The organism is Chitinibacter sp. FCG-7 (assembly GCF_040047665.1).
GTDB lineage: Bacteria > Pseudomonadota > Gammaproteobacteria > Burkholderiales > Chitinibacteraceae > Chitinibacter > Chitinibacter mangrovi.
Window position 1 is genome coordinate 1923581 of record NZ_CP157355.1, and the last position, 16210, is coordinate 1939790.

Here is a 16210-nt window from a genome sequence, read left to right on the forward strand (position 1 = left end):
CGGTTTTGTAATGCTTTGCAGCGGTACTGTTGCGGCTAAAACCTGAATGAAAACTAATCGTCGTCGCCCGGCAACTCACGCGGCGCATCGAGCGCAGTAATGGTTTTGCGCAAATACAGGGCCAGCAGCAAGCCCGGAATCGCTACGATGGCCGAGAAAACAAAGAAATGCGCCCAGCCCAGCGCAACGACCAAATAGCCCGAAGCCGGGCCGACGTAGACGCGGCCAAAGGCGGCCAGTGCCGATAGCAGGGCAAATTGCGTTGCGGTAAAGCGCGGATTGCATAAGCTCATTAGCAGTGCGACTGCTGCTGTAGTGCCCATGCCGCCCGCCAGATTTTCGCCGCCAATGGCAAAATACAGCAGCGGCAAGCTGGGCGCGCCGTACAGGGCGATCAGCCAGTAGCCCAGATTGGTCAGCGCCTGTAGTGTGCCAAACACCAGCAGGGCGCGAAATAGCCCCCAGCGCAGCATCAGCACCGCACCGCTAAAGCCGCCGACAATGGTGGCGATCATGCCAAACACTTTATTGGCCGAGCCGATTTGCGTTTTGGCATAGCCCATATCGAGCAAGAATTTGGTCGACAGGCTGCCGGCAAATGCGTCGCCCAATTTATACGCGACGACCAGAACCAGCAGCATAATGGCGCCATCGCGGCTGAAAAACTCATGCAGCGGCTCGACAATCGCTTCGCGCAGCGAGCGGGGCGGCTGGTGCTGCACTTCCGGCTCGGGCGAGAGCAGCGTTACCACCGCCATGCCTGCCATCAAGGCGGCCATCACCCAGTAGGTGTGCTGCCAGCTCAGGATGCCATCGGCCAGAATCAGGGCCAGTGCACCGGAAGTCAGCATCGCCATGCGGTAGCCAAATACCCCAACTGCCGCGCCTGCGCCGCGCTCGGTTTGATGCAGCGTTTCGGTCCGGTAGGCGTCAATCACCACATCCTGCGTCGCCGAGAAAAACGCGACCAGAATCGCCAGCACAGCAAAAGTGGCCAGATGCGTTTGCGGGTTCAGCCCGCCCATCGTTGCAATCGCCCCCGCCAAGGCCAGTTGCGCCAGCAACATCCAGCCACGACGACGGCCTAAAAAAGGCATCGGGAAGCGATCAATCAATGGCGACCAGAGGAATTTCCACGTATACGGCTGGCCGACCAGCGTGAACCAGGCGATGGTTTTGATGTCGAGACCGGCATCCGACAGCCAAGCCTGCAGCGTTGAGCCGGTGAGCGCCAGTGGCAAGCCCGAAGCGAAGCCCAGAAACATCGCCGCAGCGATGCGGCGATTGTTAAAGACTGCAAGGTAGTGATTGATATTCATGGGTATATCGCTGTAGGGCTTATTCTGATTGGTTTTGGTGGCAATACCGTGGTATATTAAAGGGCGAGCGGGTAGTCGTAATCCACAATCAGCGGCGCGTGATCGGAAAACTTCTCGTCTTTATAAATACTGGCCGCAGTCGCGGTGGCGGCGATTGCTGGCGTTGCAATCTGATAGTCGATCCGCCAACCGACGTCTTTGGCGTAGGCCTGGCCACGATTGCTCCACCAGGTGTAGCCGGGAATTTCCGGGTAGAGCGTGCGCCAGGTATCAACCCAGCCGCTATTGAGCAGCTGGGTCATCCAGGCGCGCTCTTCGGGCAGAAAGCCCGAGTTTTTCAGATTGCCCTTCCAGTTTTTCAGGTCAATCTCATGGTGTGCGATATTCCAATCGCCCATGATAATCACATCACGTCCTGACTCGCGCAGCGCGTTCAGCCGTGGCCAGAAACGCTCCAGAAAGCTGAATTTCACGTCCTGTCGCTCTTTCGACGACGAACCCGACGGCAGATAGAGCGACACTACCGATAGATTGCCAAAGCGCACTTCCAGATAACGCCCCTCGGCATCGATGTCGGCAATGTCCAATCCGGTAATCACTTCGTCCGGTTTGTGGCGGCAATAGAGGCCGACGCCGCTATAGCCTTTCTTTTCTGCGTAATGGAAATAAGCGTGAAATCCGGCGGGCGTATGCTCGGGTGTGAGGTCGGCTTCCTGGGCTTTCAACTCCTGCACGCCGATGACATCGGCGTTCTGGCTGGCGAGCCAGTTAAAAAAACCTTTGGTCGTGGCAGAACGAATCCCGTTCAAATTGGCAGAAATAATGCGCACGCGACGTATCCTTGTAATGCTATGCTTACGGGTATTGTGAATTTAAGTGTTAAAGCAAAAGTTTCCACGCGGCTTCGTCTAGCGCGAATACTTTTGTCCACTACCTACAGCTTCAGGACTATCCGATGACTAACTTCCGTCAAGATTTCATCCGCTTTGCCGTTGAGCAGAAAGTACTCTGTTTTGGCGATTTTATCACCAAAGCGGGTCGCAACTCGCCGTACTTCTTTAATGCTGGTTTGTTTAGCGACGGTACGTCGGTCGGCGAATTGGCGCGGTTTTATGCGCAGGCCGCCTTGGCATCGAAAGTTCAGTTTGATGTGCTGTTTGGACCTGCTTATAAAGGCATTGTGTTGGCCTCGGCGACTGCGGTGGCGCTGGCTAACGCGGGGCATAATGTGCCCTTTGTCTTTAATCGCAAGGAAGCGAAAGATCACGGCGAGGGCGGGGTACTGGTCGGTGCGCCACTCAAGGAGCGTGTGATGATTATTGATGATGTGATTTCCGCAGGGACTTCGGTGCGCGAATCGGTGAACATGATCCGTGCCGCAGGTGCCGAGCCGGCTGGTGTATTGATTGCTCTCGATCGCATGGAGCGCGGCCAGGGCGAGCTCTCCGCAGTGCAGGAAGTCGAGCAGCAATTTGGCATTCCGGTTATCCCTATTGCATCTTTGCAAGATTTGCTGACTTTCCTTGCTGATCAGGACGGAATGACTGAGAATCTGGCCAAAGTCCAACAATACCGTAGCCAGTACGGAATAGATCAAGGTTAAGTTATGCGGCGTTTTATTGCTTTTGCTTTGCTGTGCACGGTAGCTCTGAGCGTTCAGGGGGCTACGCTTTACCGTTGGGTTGACGAGAACGGCAAGGTGCAATTTAGCGATAAACCGCCGTCTGGTCAGAGCAAGGACGTGACCGAGCTGGACAAGCATGGTCGCGCCCGCAACACCGGCAATAACCAGAGCGAGGCCGAGCGCGCAGCAGAGCTTGAGCGGCAACGTGTCGCCACCGAGCAGCGCCGCAAAGACCGAGCCTTGCTGCAATCGTTTTCCAAGCCTGAAGAAGTCGATATTTTGCGTGACCGCCAGATTGAAGCGCTGGCCGCAGCCCAGCAAACCAATCGCCTGCGTTTGCAAACGCTGCAAGAGCGCCAGAATCGACTGAATCAGCAGATTGAGCGTTTAAAAAAGAACAAAAAACCGATCTCAGCCGATTTGCAGACAGAACTTGATCTAAATCGCGACGAGATCAAGACAATTAATCAATCATTAGCCCGACAAGAGCTTGAGCTGGTCAAAATCAAGGAAAAAGCCGAGGCAGACAAAGCCCGCCTGATCCAGCTGCGCAATATCCAGCCCAAGTAAGCACGAACAGGCCGCCACATACGGGTTTTATCGTGTTGGTGGCCTTTATTTTGAATGGCACACTAAGCCCACTTTCTTTGATGAAAAAGACGATGACTACAGCAACGCCACGAATTGTTTTGGGAATTGATATCGGCGGCACCGGGATCAAGGGTGCGCCAGTGAATGTTGAAACCGGCGAGCTGGTCGCCGAGCGTCACCGTATTGAAACGCCGCAGCCCGCGACGCCCGAAGCCGTGGGTAAAGTGGTCAAGCAGATTGTTGACCATTTCCAATGGCGCGGCCCGATTGGCTGTACTTTCCCGGCCATTGTGCATAATGGCGTCACCCTGTCGGCCGCCAATGTGGATCAAAGCTGGATTAATGCGCCCGCGCAAAATATCCTGTCAGCAGCAACGGGTTTGCCTTTAATCGTGCTCAATGACGCCGATGCGGCGGGCGCGGCGGAAGTGGCTTTTGGTGCGGCCAAAGGCCGTGGCGGCAAGATTATCGTGATCACGCTGGGCACGGGTATTGGTAGCGCGCTGATTGTGGATGGCAAGCTGATTACCAATACCGAGTTTGGCCACCTGATTTTCCCGAAAGATATGATTGCCGAGAAATATTGCTCTGCCAAGGTCAAGGAAGACAAAGAGCTCAGCTGGAAAGATTACAACCCGCGCTTGAACGCCTACCTTGAGCACTTGCAGCTGCTGTTCTCGCCAGATCTGGTCATTATTGGCGGCGGTGTGAGCAAAAAAGCTGATAAATTCATCCCCGAGATGAAAAACCTGCGCTTTGAGCTGGTTGCCGCCACCTTGAAAAATGAAGCCGGGATTGTTGGTGCGGCGCTGGAAGCGGCCAAGCAGTTTAAGGTTTAACAGGGGTATTGCCCTCAAGCTTAATTGCTATAAGTCCCCCAGAGATATACCCCGACCCCGGCTTCTGCCGGGGTTTTTATTTGTCTTATATCGTGCTGCAGGCCCATTAAGACTTTGAATTGGTGATCAATTTTCTTATTTAATCCGCAAATGCAGCATCGCTACCGCTCCCAGCTTTTGATAACAGACTGAAATGCCATGGGCATGGCTTTTTTGCTGGTTCAGGAGGCGACAATCGTGCTTACCCAAGTGACTGTTTTGGCGTAGAATATTGCCCCTTTACCGCTGTTTGGGGCCCTGTGCCATGCTTTACCCTGATCGTTATGATGTGATTGTTGTTGGTGGCGGCCATGCTGGCACCGAAGCGGCGCTGGCCAGCGCGCGCATGGGCCGTAAAACCTTGCTGCTCACGCACAATATCGAGACGTTGGGACAGATGAGTTGCAATCCTTCCATCGGCGGTATTGGTAAAGGCCATCTGGTCAAGGAAGTCGACGCGCTCGGTGGTGCGATGGCGCTGGCAACTGATATGTCCGGCATCCAATTCAAAACACTCAATTCCAGTAAAGGCCCGGCAGTACGCGCCACCCGTGCCCAGGCCGACCGCGTTCGCTACAAAGCCGCGATTCGTCATATGCTGGAAAATCAGCCGAATCTCGATCTATTCCAGCAAGCGGTGGATGATTTGATTCTGGATGGCGATAAAGTCGTCGGCGCGGTCACGCAAATCGGCATCGAGTTTCGCGCCAGCGCCGTGGTGCTCACGGCTGGTACTTTCCTTGGCGGCAAAATCCACGTTGGCCTAGAAAATCACGTCGGCGGTCGCGCTGGCGATCCGGCGTCGATTACCTTGTCGCAAAAATTGCGAGAATTGCAATTGCCGGTTGGCCGCCTGAAAACGGGTACGCCGCCACGCATTGACGGTCGCACGATTAATTTTGACATACTCGGCATTCAACCGGGCGACACGCCAGAGCCAGTGTTTTCACTGCGCGGCTCGCGCGAGATGCACCCGAAACAATTACCATGCTGGATCGCGCATACCAACCTGAAAACGCACGATATTATCCGCAGCGGCTTTGATCGCAGCCCAATGTTTACCGGCAAAATCGAAGGCGTTGGCCCGCGTTACTGCCCGAGTATCGAAGACAAAATCAACCGTTTTGCCGATAAAGATAGCCATCAGATTTTCCTCGAACCCGAAGGCCTCGATACCAACGAATTTTATCCAAACGGCATTTCAACCAGCCTGCCGTTTGATATTCAGCTCGCCGCTTTGCAATCAATCGAAGGGCTGGAGAGTGCTCGAATTTTAAGACCTGGCTATGCGATCGAGTACGATTATTTCGACCCGCGTGCGCTGCAAAATAGTTTCGAGAGTAAAGCGATTAAGGGCCTGTATTTTGCCGGTCAAATCAACGGCACAACGGGTTATGAAGAAGCCGCAGCGCAAGGCTTGTTCGCTGGCTTGAATGCCGCGCTATACGCGCGCGACGAAGCGCCGTGGTGTCCGGGTCGTGACGAGGCCTATCTGGGGGTATTGGTCGATGACCTAATCACCAAGGGCGTTACCGAGCCATACCGTATGTTCACCAGCCGCGCTGAGTTCCGCTTGCAGCTGCGCGAAGACAACGCCGATTTACGTTTGACCGAGCACGGCCGCCGCCTTGGTTTGGTGGGGGACGAACAATGGCAGCTATTTAGCGAGAAACGTGAATCGATTGCGAAAGAATTCGAGCGCCTGAAATCAACGTGGGTGAACCCACGCATTTTGGCGGCAGCCGAGGCCGAGCGTGTGCTCGGCAAAGCGATTGAGCGCGAATACACCTTGGCCGATTTATTGCGCCGCCCTGAAGTGACCTACGAGAGCTTGATGAGCTTGGAAGTCGCAGGCCCGGGCGTGTCGGACGAAAAAGTCGCCGAGCAAATCGAAATTCAAGTCAAATACCAAGGCTATATCGAGCGCCAGCAAGGCGAAGTCGCCAAGCGCGATACGCTGGAAGACGTGGCCTTGCCGGATGATTTCGATTTCACCCAGGTGCCGGGTTTATCGAAAGAAATTCAGCAAAAATTGAGCACGCAGCGTCCGCAAACGCTGGGCATTGCCTCGCGGATCTCGGGTGTGACGCCAGCGGCGATTGCGCTGTTGGTGGTGTACATCAAGAAAAGCCGGATGGCCGCAGCTGCCGATGAGTCGGCAGTAAAGGATGTGCAATGAGTGACACAATGAACGGCCATTTGGCGGCGATGCTGGCGCAAGGCTTGGCGGCAATGGATTTGCCGCTCGATGTTGCGCAGCAGGGCAAATTGCTGGCCTACGTGGCCTTGCTGCAAAAATGGAATAAAACCTACAGCCTGACGGCAATTCGCGAACCCGAACGTATGGTGACGCATCACTTGCTCGACTCGCTCGCGCCGCTCAAATTTTTGCCTGCAACGTCGCTGCGTATGGTGGATGTCGGTTCGGGCTTTGGCACGCCGGGCATTCCATTTGCGATTGCCCGCCCGGATTGGCAGCTGACTTTGCTCGATTCCAATCATAAAAAAACCACCTTTTTACGTCAGGCCGTGCTGGAGCTGGCTTTGCCCAATGTCCAGATTGTGACGGGGCGAGTCGAGGCCGTGCAGGCCGATACGCCGTTTGACGTGATTACCTCGCGCGCATTTGCCGACTTGAGCGACTTTATTCGCTGGACCGAGCATTTGCTGGTCGATGGGGGCGAATGGGCAGCCCTCAAGGGGGTATATCCTCAGGAGGAAGCTGCAGGCTTGCCTGCCAACGTATACGTCGATCATATTGATGCCCTGCACGTGCCGGGCCTCGATGCCGAGCGGCATCTGGTGCATATCCGCAAGCGGGTTTAAGTACGGTGAATCGGTGCAGCGCATCAATTGGTCAGCAAAAAGCCGTATTGTCCGAGTAAACTAGCGAATCGGTGAAGGTCTGAGCACAGAGAGTGGATGAATGAAAATATTGGCGATTGCGAATCAAAAAGGGGGCGTTGGTAAAACCACTACCGCCGTCAATCTGGCCGCCAGTCTTGCCCACTTGGGCAAGCAGGTGCTGCTGGTTGATCTCGATCCGCAGGCCAATGCCACGATGGGCTCGGGCATCGATAAAACCAAATTGCGCCATTCGGTGTACTCGCTGCTGATTGGCGAATCCGAGATGGCGGCAACGGTGAAACGCTCCGAGTCTGGCGGCTTTGATGTCTTGCCCGCCAGCCGCGATCTGGCCGGTGCCGAGGTTGAGCTGGTCGACGCCGAGGCGCGTGAAACGCGGCTGAAAAGCGCGTTGGCGCAGGTGGCGGGGCAGTATGATTTTGTCATTCTCGATTGCCCGCCCGCGCTGAACCTGTTGACACTGAATGGCTTGGTCGCTGCGGATGCGGTGATGATTCCGATGCAGTGCGAATATTACGCGCTCGAAGGCTTGTCTGATCTGGTCAATACGCTCAAGCGTATCAAGCAAAATCTAAATCGTAAAATTGAAATCGAAGGCTTGCTGCGCACGATGTTTGACCCGCGCTCGACGCTGGCACAGCAGGTATCCGATCAACTGGTGAAGCACTTCACTAGCAAGCTGTATCACACGGTGATTCCGCGCAATGTACGGCTGGCCGAAGCGCCAAGTTACGGACGGCCGATTTTGGCTTACGACAAATCATCCAAAGGCGCGCAAGCGTATCTGGCGCTGGCCGAAGAGTTGCTGGCGCGGCATGGCGTGCAAGAAGCCATGCCCGTGATGTAACAGATGCAGAGGTAATGCCTGCAAAAGCATGGCCAGCTTGGCTTTGCGATAGATACCCCAATAAATAAGTGTTGGAATGGCAATGGTCAGTAAAAAATTCAAAGGTCTGGGGCGTGGTCTTGACGCCTTGATGGGCGAGCCATCGGCCAGCGACGAGCTTAAAACGCTGGCTGTTGAGCAGCTGCAGCCAGGTAAGTACCAGCCCCGTTCGTTGATGGACGAAGACGCATTGCAAGAGCTGGCGGCGTCGATTCGTGCGCAAGGCCTGATGCAGCCGATATTGGTGCGGGCGATTGCGGACAATCAGTCTGCGACTGAGCGCTATGAAATCATCGCCGGCGAGCGCCGCTGGCGTGCGGCGCAGCTGGCTGGCTTGAGCGAAATCCCGGCGCTGGTACGCGAGATTGCTGACGAAGCCGCGCTGGCGATGGCCTTGATCGAGAATATCCAGCGCGAAAATCTGAATCCACTCGAAGAAGCCATCGGCATTCAGCGTCTGGTTGACGAGTTTGGCCTGACGCAGGAAGCGGCGGCGCAGGCTTTGGGTAAATCCCGCTCCGCGGTGGCCAATTTGCTGCGCTTATTGAATCTGGTGCCTGCGGTGCGCGAGATGTTGCTGGCCGGGCAGCTGGATATGGGGCACGCACGTGCCTTGCTACCGTTGAACGAAGATCGTCAGCTGGAAGCTGCTAGGCATGTCGTGCTCAAAGGTCTGTCGGTGCGCGAAGTCGAGGCGCTGGTGAAAAAAATGCAGGCCGAGCCACAGCAAAAACCGGCGTTGCCAGCCGATCCGCAAATTATTGCGCGTCAGGAGAACCTTTCAGCTCGATTGGGGACCAAGGTACGGATTGTGACGGGCAAACAGGGTCAGGGCAAAATTACCATCGAGTACGAAAACGAAGCCCAGCTGGACGCCTTGTTGGCACGGATGTAAATCTGGTGCGCCGCTTGCACCAAAAAGTGGCGACAATTCTGAATTGATGATTACTCGTTTAAAAAGAAAGGCTTTTCTCTTTACCCGTCTGGCATCATTTGAAAAATAAATGCCGCTAAGTCAATGTGTAAAATTGACGTAGGGCAAATCTACTCCGTATAATCGCGGGGTTTCACTTACGGTGGGACGATGGTCAAGACAGCACAGATTCGGGGCGTGATTCGCTTGCAGCTAGCGATCACCGTGGTACTCGCTGTAGCGCTCTTACTGATTTTGGGTCAAAAAGCAGCAATTGCAAGTGGTTTGGGTGGATTAATCGCCATTTTGGGTAGCGTGTTGTACGCAATGATCGCGTTTAGCGTGAAATTTGCGCCGCCAGCCGAAATCATGCGCCGCCACTTTGCTGCCGAAATGGCCAAGCTTTGTGTAACGTTGCTCAGCTTTGCAGCGTTATTTGTTTTGTATCGGCAGGCAGCATGGCTGTGGGTGTTCGCAGGATACCTGGCAGCGGCTAGTGCCTACTGGTTTGGGCTTTTAATTAACAGACGGTAATAAAAGAAATCATGGCACAAGATGCAACTAGTTATATCCAGCACCATTTGACCTTTGCCAAATCGGCCAGTGGCATCCATTTGGATACCTTCTGGGTTGCGCTGATTTTGGGTTTGTTGTTTGTCGGCGTTTTTGCTTATGTCGCCAACAAGGCTACCGCTGGCGTGCCAGGTCGTTTGCAAAACTTTGTTGAGCTGATTGTTGAAATGGTCGACAACCAGATCAAGGATGCTTTCCACGCAAAATCAAAAGTGATCGGCCCATTGAGCCTGACGATTTTCTGCTGGGTGTTCCTGATGAACTCAATGGACTTCTTGCCCGTTGACTTGCTGCCGATGGCGGCGCAATGGGTTGGCTACACCTTCTTTGGTGCTGACCCTCACCACGTTTACCTACGCGTTGTACCGACTGCTGACGTGAACCAGACTTTTGCAATGTCTTTGACTGTGATGTTGCTGATCATTGGCTTCTCGATTTCTGCCAAAGGTCTGTTTGGCTGGATCAAAGAATTGTTCACCGCACCATTCCACGCTGATGGCTTGGTTATGACTATCATCCTGATGCCAGTGAACTTTGCTTTCCAGCTGATCGAATTGGCCGCTAAACCAATCTCTCTGGCTCTGCGTCTGTTCGGTAATATGTATGCGGGCGAGTTGATCTTCATCTTGATCGCCTTGCTGCCATGGTGGATCAACTGGGTGCTGGGCGCGCCTTGGGCGATCTTCCACATTCTGGTTGTAACGCTGCAAGCCTTTGTATTCATGATGCTGACCATCGTTTACCTGAGCCTGGCTGTAGAAGACCACTAAGATTTCTGTCCGTTGGCGTGTGTCGGTTGGGTGCACGGCGTCGGACACAGTTTTACCCAACCTAGTAAATTTGATTTAACCCTTAGGAGTATCAAAAATGGCAACACCTGAAGTAATTGCTTCCGTACAAGGTATGACTGTAATCGCTGCTGCGATCATCATTGGTCTGGCTGCGATCGGTACCGCTCTCGGTTTCGCAATCCTCGGCGGTAAATTCCTCGAGTCTTCTGCTCGTCAACCAGAAATGATCCCAGTTTTGCAAACTAAACTGTTCATTATCGCTGGTCTGTTGGACGCGATCTCTATGATCGGCGTTGGTGTTGCGATGCTTTACACCTTCAACAACCCATTCCTTGCTGCCCTGACTGCTGCTGCTCAGTAATCATTTGATCAGCCTTTAAGGAGGACATTCAGCGTGGAATTTAATTCGTCTCTCATAGGTCAGATGATCACTTTCGCGATCCTGATCTGGTTCACGATGAAGTTTGTTTGGCCTCCGCTGACCAAGATGATGGATGAGCGCGCCAAGCGCATCGCTGATGGCTTGGCTGCGGCTGACCGTGCAAAGCAAGATCTTGAAAATGCTGAGAAAAAATCGGCAGACAAACTGCGTGAAGCTAAGCAACAGGCAGCCGAGATCATTGCTCAAGCGGAAAAGCGCGCTGCACAACTCGTCGATGAAGCCAAGAGCCATGCCAAAGTTGAAGGCGAACGCCTGATCGCTGGCGCTCAAGGTGAAATCGAGCAGCAAATTCAACATGCAAAAGAAACGCTCCGTCAGCAAGTGGCCACTTTGGCTGTAGCTGGTGCCGAGAAGATTCTGCAGCGCGAAGTCGACGCTGCCAAGCATGCTGATATGCTGTCATCTATCAAAGCGGAATTGTAAGAACAGTCATGGCAGAACTTATAACCGTCGCTAGACCCTACGCTGAAGCGGTATTCCGCTTGGCCAAAGAGAGCAATACCTTGCCTCTGTGGTCGGACGTACTTGCCAACCTTGCGACTATCGCAGGTAGCAAGGATGCCCTTGACGTAGTGGCTAATCCAAAGTGTTCTGCTACTCAGGTTCAGGAGCTGTTGGTCGGGCTCCTGGGCGTTGATGCTAACGCAGAGGTTAAAAACTTCCTGGCAACAGTGATTGAAAACAGTCGCTTTACGGCCCTTCCGGCCGTAGCGGCTTTATTCGAAGAACTGAAAGCGGCAGACGAAGGTGTAGCGCAAGCGCATATCGAGTCTGCTTTTGCTGTGACTGATGCCCAACTGGCCGAACTGACGGCTACGCTCAATCAGCAACTCAAACGCAAGATCACAGCCGATGTTAGCGTGAACCCCGATCTGATCGGTGGTGTGAAAGTAACTATCGGTGATCTGGTTATTGATGCCTCAGTACGTGGCAAATTAACTGCGCTTGCAACGAGCCTGAAGAGTTAGGAGAAATCATGCAACTTAATCCGTCCGAAATCAGTGAACTGATTAAAGCTCGGATCCAGAATCTGCCGCAAGGCGCACAGGCCAGCACGACTGGTACTGTTGTGTCGGTAACTGACGGTATCGTGCGCGTGCACGGCCTGTCTGAAGTTATGCAAGGCGAGATGCTGGAATTCCCGGGTAATACCTTCGGCTTGGCGCTCAATCTGGAGCGTGATTCCGTAGGTGCCGTAATTCTGGGTGACTACAAACACATCGCTGAAGGCGATGAGGTTAAATGTACTGGCCGCATTCTGGAAGTTCCAGTCGGTCGTGAGTTGGTTGGCCGCGTAGTAAACGCATTGGGTCAGCCTATCGACGGTAAAGGCCCATTGGGTACTACACTGTCAGCTCCGATCGAAAAAATTGCACCAGGCGTTATCGCCCGTCAATCTGTATCACAACCACTGCAAACCGGTATCAAATCAATCGATACCATGGTGCCAGTAGGTCGTGGTCAGCGTGAGTTGATCATTGGTGACCGTCAAACCGGTAAAACTGCCGTTGCACTGGACGCGATCATCAATCAGAAAGGCACTGGCGTAACGTGTATCTACGTTGCGATTGGCCAGAAAGCATCTTCTATTGCGAACGTGGTTCGCAAACTGGAAGAGCACGGCGCTTTGGCTCATACCATCGTCGTTGCTGCTGCCGCTTCTGAATCAGCTGCACTGCAATACATCGCTGCATACTCTGGTTGCACGATGGGTGAATTCTTCCGCGATCGCGGTGAAGATGCATTGATCGTTTACGATGATTTGTCTAAGCAAGCAGTTGCTTACCGTCAGATCTCGTTGCTGTTGCGTCGTCCACCAGGTCGTGAAGCCTTCCCTGGCGACGTATTCTATCTCCACTCACGTCTGCTCGAGCGCGCTGCGCGTATCAACGCTGATGAAGTTGAGAAATTGACTAACGGCGAAGTGAAAGGCAAAACCGGTTCTTTGACTGCATTGCCTATCATTGAAACCCAAGCAGGTGACGTATCTGCATTCGTACCAACTAACGTAATTTCGATTACTGACGGTCAGATCTTCTTGGAAACTGACTTGTTCAACGCGGGTATTCGCCCAGCGATGAACGCGGGTATTTCGGTATCACGTGTAGGTGGCGCTGCGCAGACTAAAGTCATCAAGAAACTGGGTGGCGGTGTACGTCTGGCTCTGGCTCAGTACCGTGAATTGGCGGCATTTGCCCAGTTCGCGTCTGACTTGGACGAAGCGACTCGTAAACAGTTGGAAAACGGTAAGCTGGTTACTGAGTTGATGAAACAAGCTCAGTACAGCCCACTGAAAGTTGGCGAACTGGGCGTGACCCTGTTGCTGATCAACAAAGGCGTATTTGCTGATGTTGCAGTTGACCGTGCTCTGGCATTCGAAGCTGCTTTCCTGAGCCACCTCAAGGCAAACCACGCTGATGTATTGGCGCGCATCGATGAGAAAGGCGAACTTTCTTCTGATGATGAAGCTTCAATCCTGAAAGCTGTGGAATCCTTCAAGGCCGGCGCTGCTTACTGATTTGAGACGTAGATAAAAGGATCAGATCATGGCAGGCGGTAAAGAGATTCGTACCAAGATCAAAAGCGTAAAAAACACGCAGAAGATCACCCGCGCCATGGAAATGGTTGCCACGTCGAAAATGCGCAAGGCTCAGGAACGTATGAAAGCGGCCCGCCCTTACGGTGAAAAAATCCGTAATGTGGCCGCTCACCTGAGCCAGGCTCTTGTCGACTATCAGCACCCATATCTCCAAAAGCGCGAAACCGTCAAACGGGTTGGCCTGATTATGGTGACCTCGGACAAAGGCTTGTGTGGTGGTTTGAATACCAACTCGCTGCGTCTGGCTTTCAATAATGTGAAAGACTGGCATCAAAAAGGCGTTGAGACGGTTGTAACTGCAATCGGCAATAAAGGTTACGGGTTTATGAACCGAAACGGCGCGAAGGTTATTTCTTCGGTCGTAGGTTTGGGTGATACCCCGCACCTGGAACAGCTGATTGGCCCGATCAAAGTAATGATCGATGCTTATATCGCTGGTGAAGTGGATGAAGTTCATATCGCTTACACCCGTTTCGTTAATACGATGAAACAAGAGCCAGTGCTAGAGCAATTGTTGCCACTTGCGAGCGAAACATTTGAGCCGGCTACCAAGCCTGCGCGTACTCATAACTGGGAATACCTGTATGAGCCAGATGCGAAAACTGTGATTGATGACTTGATGAACCGTTATATCGAGGCACTGGTTTACCAGTCCGTAGCGGAAAACATGGCATCTGAAAATGCAGCTCGTATGGTCGCAATGAAGGCCGCAACCGATAACGCTGACAAGGTGATCGGCTCCCTGCAACTGCTGTACAACAAAACGCGTCAAGCTGCGATTACGAAAGAACTTTCGGAAATCGTATCTGGTGCAGCAGCAGTTTAATGGGCCCTGACGGATTAACTGGATTAGGAAAAACGATGAGCCAAGGTAAAATCGTACAAATCATTGGACCAGTTGTTGACGTGCAATTTCCACGCGACAACCTGCCCAAGGTGTATGACGCGCTCAAACTGGTCGACATCGATCTGACGCTGGAAGTTCAGCAGCAGCTCGGCGACGGCGTAGTGCGCGCCATTGCCATGGGTACTACCGATGGTATTAAACGTGGTACTAGCGTAAACAACACTGGCGCACCAATTTCGGTGCCGGTAGGTAAAGCCACGCTAGGCCGTATTATGGATGTATTGGGTAACCCAATCGACGAAGCTGGTCCTGTGAACGCTGAGGCAACTCGCGCTATTCACCAGACTGCGCCTAAGTTCGATGAGTTGAACCAAAGCATTGACCTTCTGGAAACTGGTATCAAGGTAATTGACTTGGTATGCCCGTTCGCCAAGGGTGGTAAAGTTGGTCTGTTCGGTGGTGCCGGTGTAGGCAAAACCGTAAACATGATGGAATTGATCAATAACATCGCTAAAGCGCACAGCGGTTTGTCTGTGTTCGCTGGTGTAGGTGAGCGTACTCGTGAGGGTAACGACTTCTACCACGAAATGAAGGACTCTAACGTTCTTGATAAAGTGGCGATGGTATACGGTCAGATGAATGAGCCTCCAGGCAACCGTTTGCGCGTAGCGTTGACGGGTCTGTCGATTGCGGAACACTTCCGTGACGAAGGCCGTGACATCCTGTTCTTCGTAGACAACATCTACCGTTACACACTGGCCGGTACTGAAGTATCCGCTCTGTTGGGCCGTATGCCTTCAGCGGTAGGTTACCAGCCAACACTGGCTGAAGAGATGGGTGCTCTGCAAGAGCGTATCACTTCTACCAAAACTGGTTCGATTACATCGATTCAAGCCGTATACGTACCTGCGGATGACTTGACTGACCCGTCTCCAGCTACCACATTTGCTCACTTGGACGCGACCGTGGTATTGAGCCGTGATATTGCGTCTCTGGGTATCTACCCTGCGGTAGATCCACTGGATTCGACTTCACGTCAGCTGGACCCACAAGTGGTTGGTGAAGAGCACTACACGGTTGCCCGTGGTGTTCAGTCTACGCTGCAAAAGTACAAAGAATTGCAAGACATTATCGCGATTCTGGGTATGGACGAGTTGTCTCCAGAAGACAAATTGATCGTTACTCGTGCGCGTAAGATCCAGCGTTTCTTGTCTCAGCCGTTCCACGTGGCCGAAGTGTTCACGGGTTCTCCAGGCAAGTACGTTCCGCTCAAAGAAACCCTCAAGGGCTTCAAGGGCATCTTGAATGGCGATTACGATCACCTCCCAGAGCAGGCCTTCTACATGGTTGGCGGCATCGAAGAAGCGATCGAAAAAGCCAAATCGATGCAATAAGGGGTTAAGCAATGGCCATGACCATGCATGTGGACGTAGTTAGCGCTGAAGAGCTGATCTACTCTGGTGTCGCTGAATTTGTTTCAGCGCCTGCCGACAAGGGTGAGATCGGTATTTTGCCGCGGCACGCACCGCTGTTGACCCGCATTCGCCCGGGCGCGATCCGTATCAAGATCGCGAACTCGAACGAAGATGATGTCATCCTGTTTGTTTCAGGCGGCATGCTCGAAGTTCAGCCGGATGGGGTAACGGTATTGGCCGACACTGCGATTCGTGGTGCAGACATCGATGAAGCCAAAGCGCAGGAAGCCAAGCGCAAGGCCGAGGAAGCGTTGAAAAACCACGCTTCCACGATGGATTTTGCCATGGCGCAGGCCGAATTGGTCGAAGCAGTTGCAAAACTTGCTGTCATCGACAAGATCAAACGGCGCGGCCACTAATCATCGTTCTGCGATGGTTTTGCACTAAAAAACCAGCCCTCGGGCTGG

The 16210-nt window shown here is 53.2% G+C and carries 18 protein-coding genes; 16 read left to right on the forward strand and 2 right to left on the reverse strand.

Annotated features, from left to right (window positions below):
• Nucleotides 1–53: 53 nt before the first annotated feature.
• Together ABHF33_RS09120 and ABHF33_RS09125 are read right to left on the reverse strand one after the other, a co-directional pair.
• Nucleotides 54–1319 carry an AmpG family muropeptide MFS transporter gene (locus ABHF33_RS09120; RefSeq protein WP_348943674.1) on the reverse strand — a complete coding sequence of 422 codons (1266 nt, stop codon included), beginning with the start codon at nucleotides 1317–1319 and terminating at the stop codon, nucleotides 54–56.
• A gap of 56 nt (nucleotides 1320–1375) precedes the next feature.
• Nucleotides 1376–2149 carry an exodeoxyribonuclease III gene (locus ABHF33_RS09125; protein ID WP_348943675.1) on the reverse strand — a complete coding sequence of 258 codons (774 nt, stop codon included), beginning with the start codon at nucleotides 2147–2149 and terminating at the stop codon, nucleotides 1376–1378.
• Between the two features lie 125 nt (nucleotides 2150–2274).
• Between ABHF33_RS09125 and pyrE the strand changes: the two genes are divergently transcribed.
• The 16 genes from pyrE to ABHF33_RS09205 all read left to right on the forward strand — a co-directional run bounded on the left by pyrE (nucleotide 2275) and on the right by ABHF33_RS09205 (nucleotide 16162).
• Entirely contained in the window at nucleotides 2275–2922 is a 648-nt protein-coding gene (pyrE, locus tag ABHF33_RS09130) for an orotate phosphoribosyltransferase (protein WP_348943676.1), read from the forward strand.
• A gap of 3 nt (nucleotides 2923–2925) precedes the next feature.
• The gene (locus tag ABHF33_RS09135; RefSeq protein ID WP_348943677.1) at nucleotides 2926–3513 is read left to right on the forward strand and encodes a DUF4124 domain-containing protein; all 588 of its coding nucleotides are present in this window, start codon (nucleotides 2926–2928) and stop codon (nucleotides 3511–3513) included.
• Nucleotides 3514–3605: 92 nt separating this feature from the next.
• The gene (gene ppgK, locus ABHF33_RS09140; protein ID WP_348943678.1) at nucleotides 3606–4373 is read left to right on the forward strand and encodes a polyphosphate--glucose phosphotransferase; all 768 of its coding nucleotides are present in this window, start codon (nucleotides 3606–3608) and stop codon (nucleotides 4371–4373) included.
• Between the two features lie 304 nt (nucleotides 4374–4677).
• Complete coding sequence (gene mnmG, locus ABHF33_RS09145; protein WP_348943679.1) at nucleotides 4678–6591, forward strand: tRNA uridine-5-carboxymethylaminomethyl(34) synthesis enzyme MnmG; 1914 nt, start codon at nucleotides 4678–4680, stop codon at nucleotides 6589–6591.
• A complete protein-coding gene (rsmG, locus tag ABHF33_RS09150) occupies nucleotides 6588–7238 on the forward strand; it encodes a 16S rRNA (guanine(527)-N(7))-methyltransferase RsmG (RefSeq protein ID WP_432803930.1) in 651 nt (216 codons plus the stop codon). The genes mnmG and rsmG overlap by 4 nt, the downstream gene beginning before the upstream one ends.
• Nucleotides 7239–7338: 100 nt before the next feature.
• Nucleotides 7339–8124, forward strand: a complete 786-nt coding sequence (locus tag ABHF33_RS09155; RefSeq protein ID WP_348943680.1) for a ParA family protein — start codon at nucleotides 7339–7341, stop codon at nucleotides 8122–8124.
• 82 nt (nucleotides 8125–8206) lie between these two features.
• Entirely contained in the window at nucleotides 8207–9058 is an 852-nt protein-coding gene (locus tag ABHF33_RS09160) for a ParB/RepB/Spo0J family partition protein (RefSeq protein WP_348943681.1), read from the forward strand.
• 216 nt (nucleotides 9059–9274) lie between these two features.
• Nucleotides 9275–9610, forward strand: coding sequence for an ATP synthase subunit I (locus ABHF33_RS09165; RefSeq protein ID WP_348943682.1), 336 nt, complete (start codon nucleotides 9275–9277; stop codon nucleotides 9608–9610).
• 11 nt (nucleotides 9611–9621) lie between these two features.
• Nucleotides 9622–10419 (forward strand): F0F1 ATP synthase subunit A, encoded by a 798-nt coding sequence (gene atpB / locus ABHF33_RS09170; RefSeq protein WP_348943683.1) that lies wholly within the window; start codon nucleotides 9622–9624, stop codon nucleotides 10417–10419.
• 97 nt (nucleotides 10420–10516) lie between these two features.
• Nucleotides 10517–10801 carry a F0F1 ATP synthase subunit C gene (gene atpE, locus ABHF33_RS09175; RefSeq protein ID WP_157670435.1) on the forward strand — a complete coding sequence of 95 codons (285 nt, stop codon included), beginning with the start codon at nucleotides 10517–10519 and terminating at the stop codon, nucleotides 10799–10801.
• Between the two features lie 33 nt (nucleotides 10802–10834).
• Nucleotides 10835–11305 carry a F0F1 ATP synthase subunit B gene (locus ABHF33_RS09180; RefSeq protein ID WP_348943684.1) on the forward strand — a complete coding sequence of 157 codons (471 nt, stop codon included), beginning with the start codon at nucleotides 10835–10837 and terminating at the stop codon, nucleotides 11303–11305.
• An 8-nt stretch (nucleotides 11306–11313) separates the two neighbouring features.
• On the forward strand, nucleotides 11314–11850 hold the full coding sequence (locus ABHF33_RS09185) for a F0F1 ATP synthase subunit delta (RefSeq protein ID WP_348943685.1): 537 nt from the start codon (nucleotides 11314–11316) through the stop codon (nucleotides 11848–11850).
• A gap of 8 nt (nucleotides 11851–11858) precedes the next feature.
• Complete coding sequence (gene atpA, locus ABHF33_RS09190; RefSeq protein WP_348943686.1) at nucleotides 11859–13400, forward strand: F0F1 ATP synthase subunit alpha; 1542 nt, start codon at nucleotides 11859–11861, stop codon at nucleotides 13398–13400.
• A gap of 28 nt (nucleotides 13401–13428) precedes the next feature.
• Nucleotides 13429–14307 (forward strand): F0F1 ATP synthase subunit gamma, encoded by an 879-nt coding sequence (gene atpG, locus ABHF33_RS09195; protein ID WP_348943687.1) that lies wholly within the window; start codon nucleotides 13429–13431, stop codon nucleotides 14305–14307.
• A 35-nt stretch (nucleotides 14308–14342) separates the two neighbouring features.
• Entirely contained in the window at nucleotides 14343–15722 is a 1380-nt protein-coding gene (atpD, locus tag ABHF33_RS09200; RefSeq protein WP_348943688.1) for a F0F1 ATP synthase subunit beta, read from the forward strand.
• An 11-nt stretch (nucleotides 15723–15733) separates the two neighbouring features.
• A complete protein-coding gene (locus tag ABHF33_RS09205; protein ID WP_157670429.1) occupies nucleotides 15734–16162 on the forward strand; it encodes a F0F1 ATP synthase subunit epsilon in 429 nt (142 codons plus the stop codon).
• Nucleotides 16163–16210: the final 48 nt, after the last annotated feature.

What these genes read in the sequence shown, in the direction of transcription:
- atpD (WP_348943688.1), top strand. Translation starts at nt 14,343, where the DNA reads ATGAGCCAAGGTAAAATCGTACAAATCATTGGACCAGTTGTTGACGTG.
- atpB (WP_348943683.1), top strand. Translation starts at nt 9,622, where the DNA reads ATGGCACAAGATGCAACTAGTTATATCCAGCACCATTTGACCTTTGCC.
- ABHF33_RS09160 (WP_348943681.1), top strand. Translation starts at nt 8,207, where the DNA reads ATGGTCAGTAAAAAATTCAAAGGTCTGGGGCGTGGTCTTGACGCCTTG.
- ABHF33_RS09205 (WP_157670429.1), top strand. Translation starts at nt 15,734, where the DNA reads ATGGCCATGACCATGCATGTGGACGTAGTTAGCGCTGAAGAGCTGATC.
- ABHF33_RS09120 (WP_348943674.1), bottom strand. Translation starts at nt 1,319, where the DNA reads ATGAATATCAATCACTACCTTGCAGTCTTTAACAATCGCCGCATCGCT.
- ABHF33_RS09185 (WP_348943685.1), top strand. Translation starts at nt 11,314, where the DNA reads ATGGCAGAACTTATAACCGTCGCTAGACCCTACGCTGAAGCGGTATTC.
- ABHF33_RS09135 (WP_348943677.1), top strand. Translation starts at nt 2,926, where the DNA reads ATGCGGCGTTTTATTGCTTTTGCTTTGCTGTGCACGGTAGCTCTGAGC.
- rsmG (WP_432803930.1), top strand. Translation starts at nt 6,588, where the DNA reads ATGAGTGACACAATGAACGGCCATTTGGCGGCGATGCTGGCGCAAGGC.
- ABHF33_RS09155 (WP_348943680.1), top strand. Translation starts at nt 7,339, where the DNA reads ATGAAAATATTGGCGATTGCGAATCAAAAAGGGGGCGTTGGTAAAACC.
- atpA (WP_348943686.1), top strand. Translation starts at nt 11,859, where the DNA reads ATGCAACTTAATCCGTCCGAAATCAGTGAACTGATTAAAGCTCGGATC.
- mnmG (WP_348943679.1), top strand. Translation starts at nt 4,678, where the DNA reads ATGCTTTACCCTGATCGTTATGATGTGATTGTTGTTGGTGGCGGCCAT.
- pyrE (WP_348943676.1), top strand. Translation starts at nt 2,275, where the DNA reads ATGACTAACTTCCGTCAAGATTTCATCCGCTTTGCCGTTGAGCAGAAA.
- ppgK (WP_348943678.1), top strand. Translation starts at nt 3,606, where the DNA reads ATGACTACAGCAACGCCACGAATTGTTTTGGGAATTGATATCGGCGGC.
- atpE (WP_157670435.1), top strand. Translation starts at nt 10,517, where the DNA reads ATGGCAACACCTGAAGTAATTGCTTCCGTACAAGGTATGACTGTAATC.
- atpG (WP_348943687.1), top strand. Translation starts at nt 13,429, where the DNA reads ATGGCAGGCGGTAAAGAGATTCGTACCAAGATCAAAAGCGTAAAAAAC.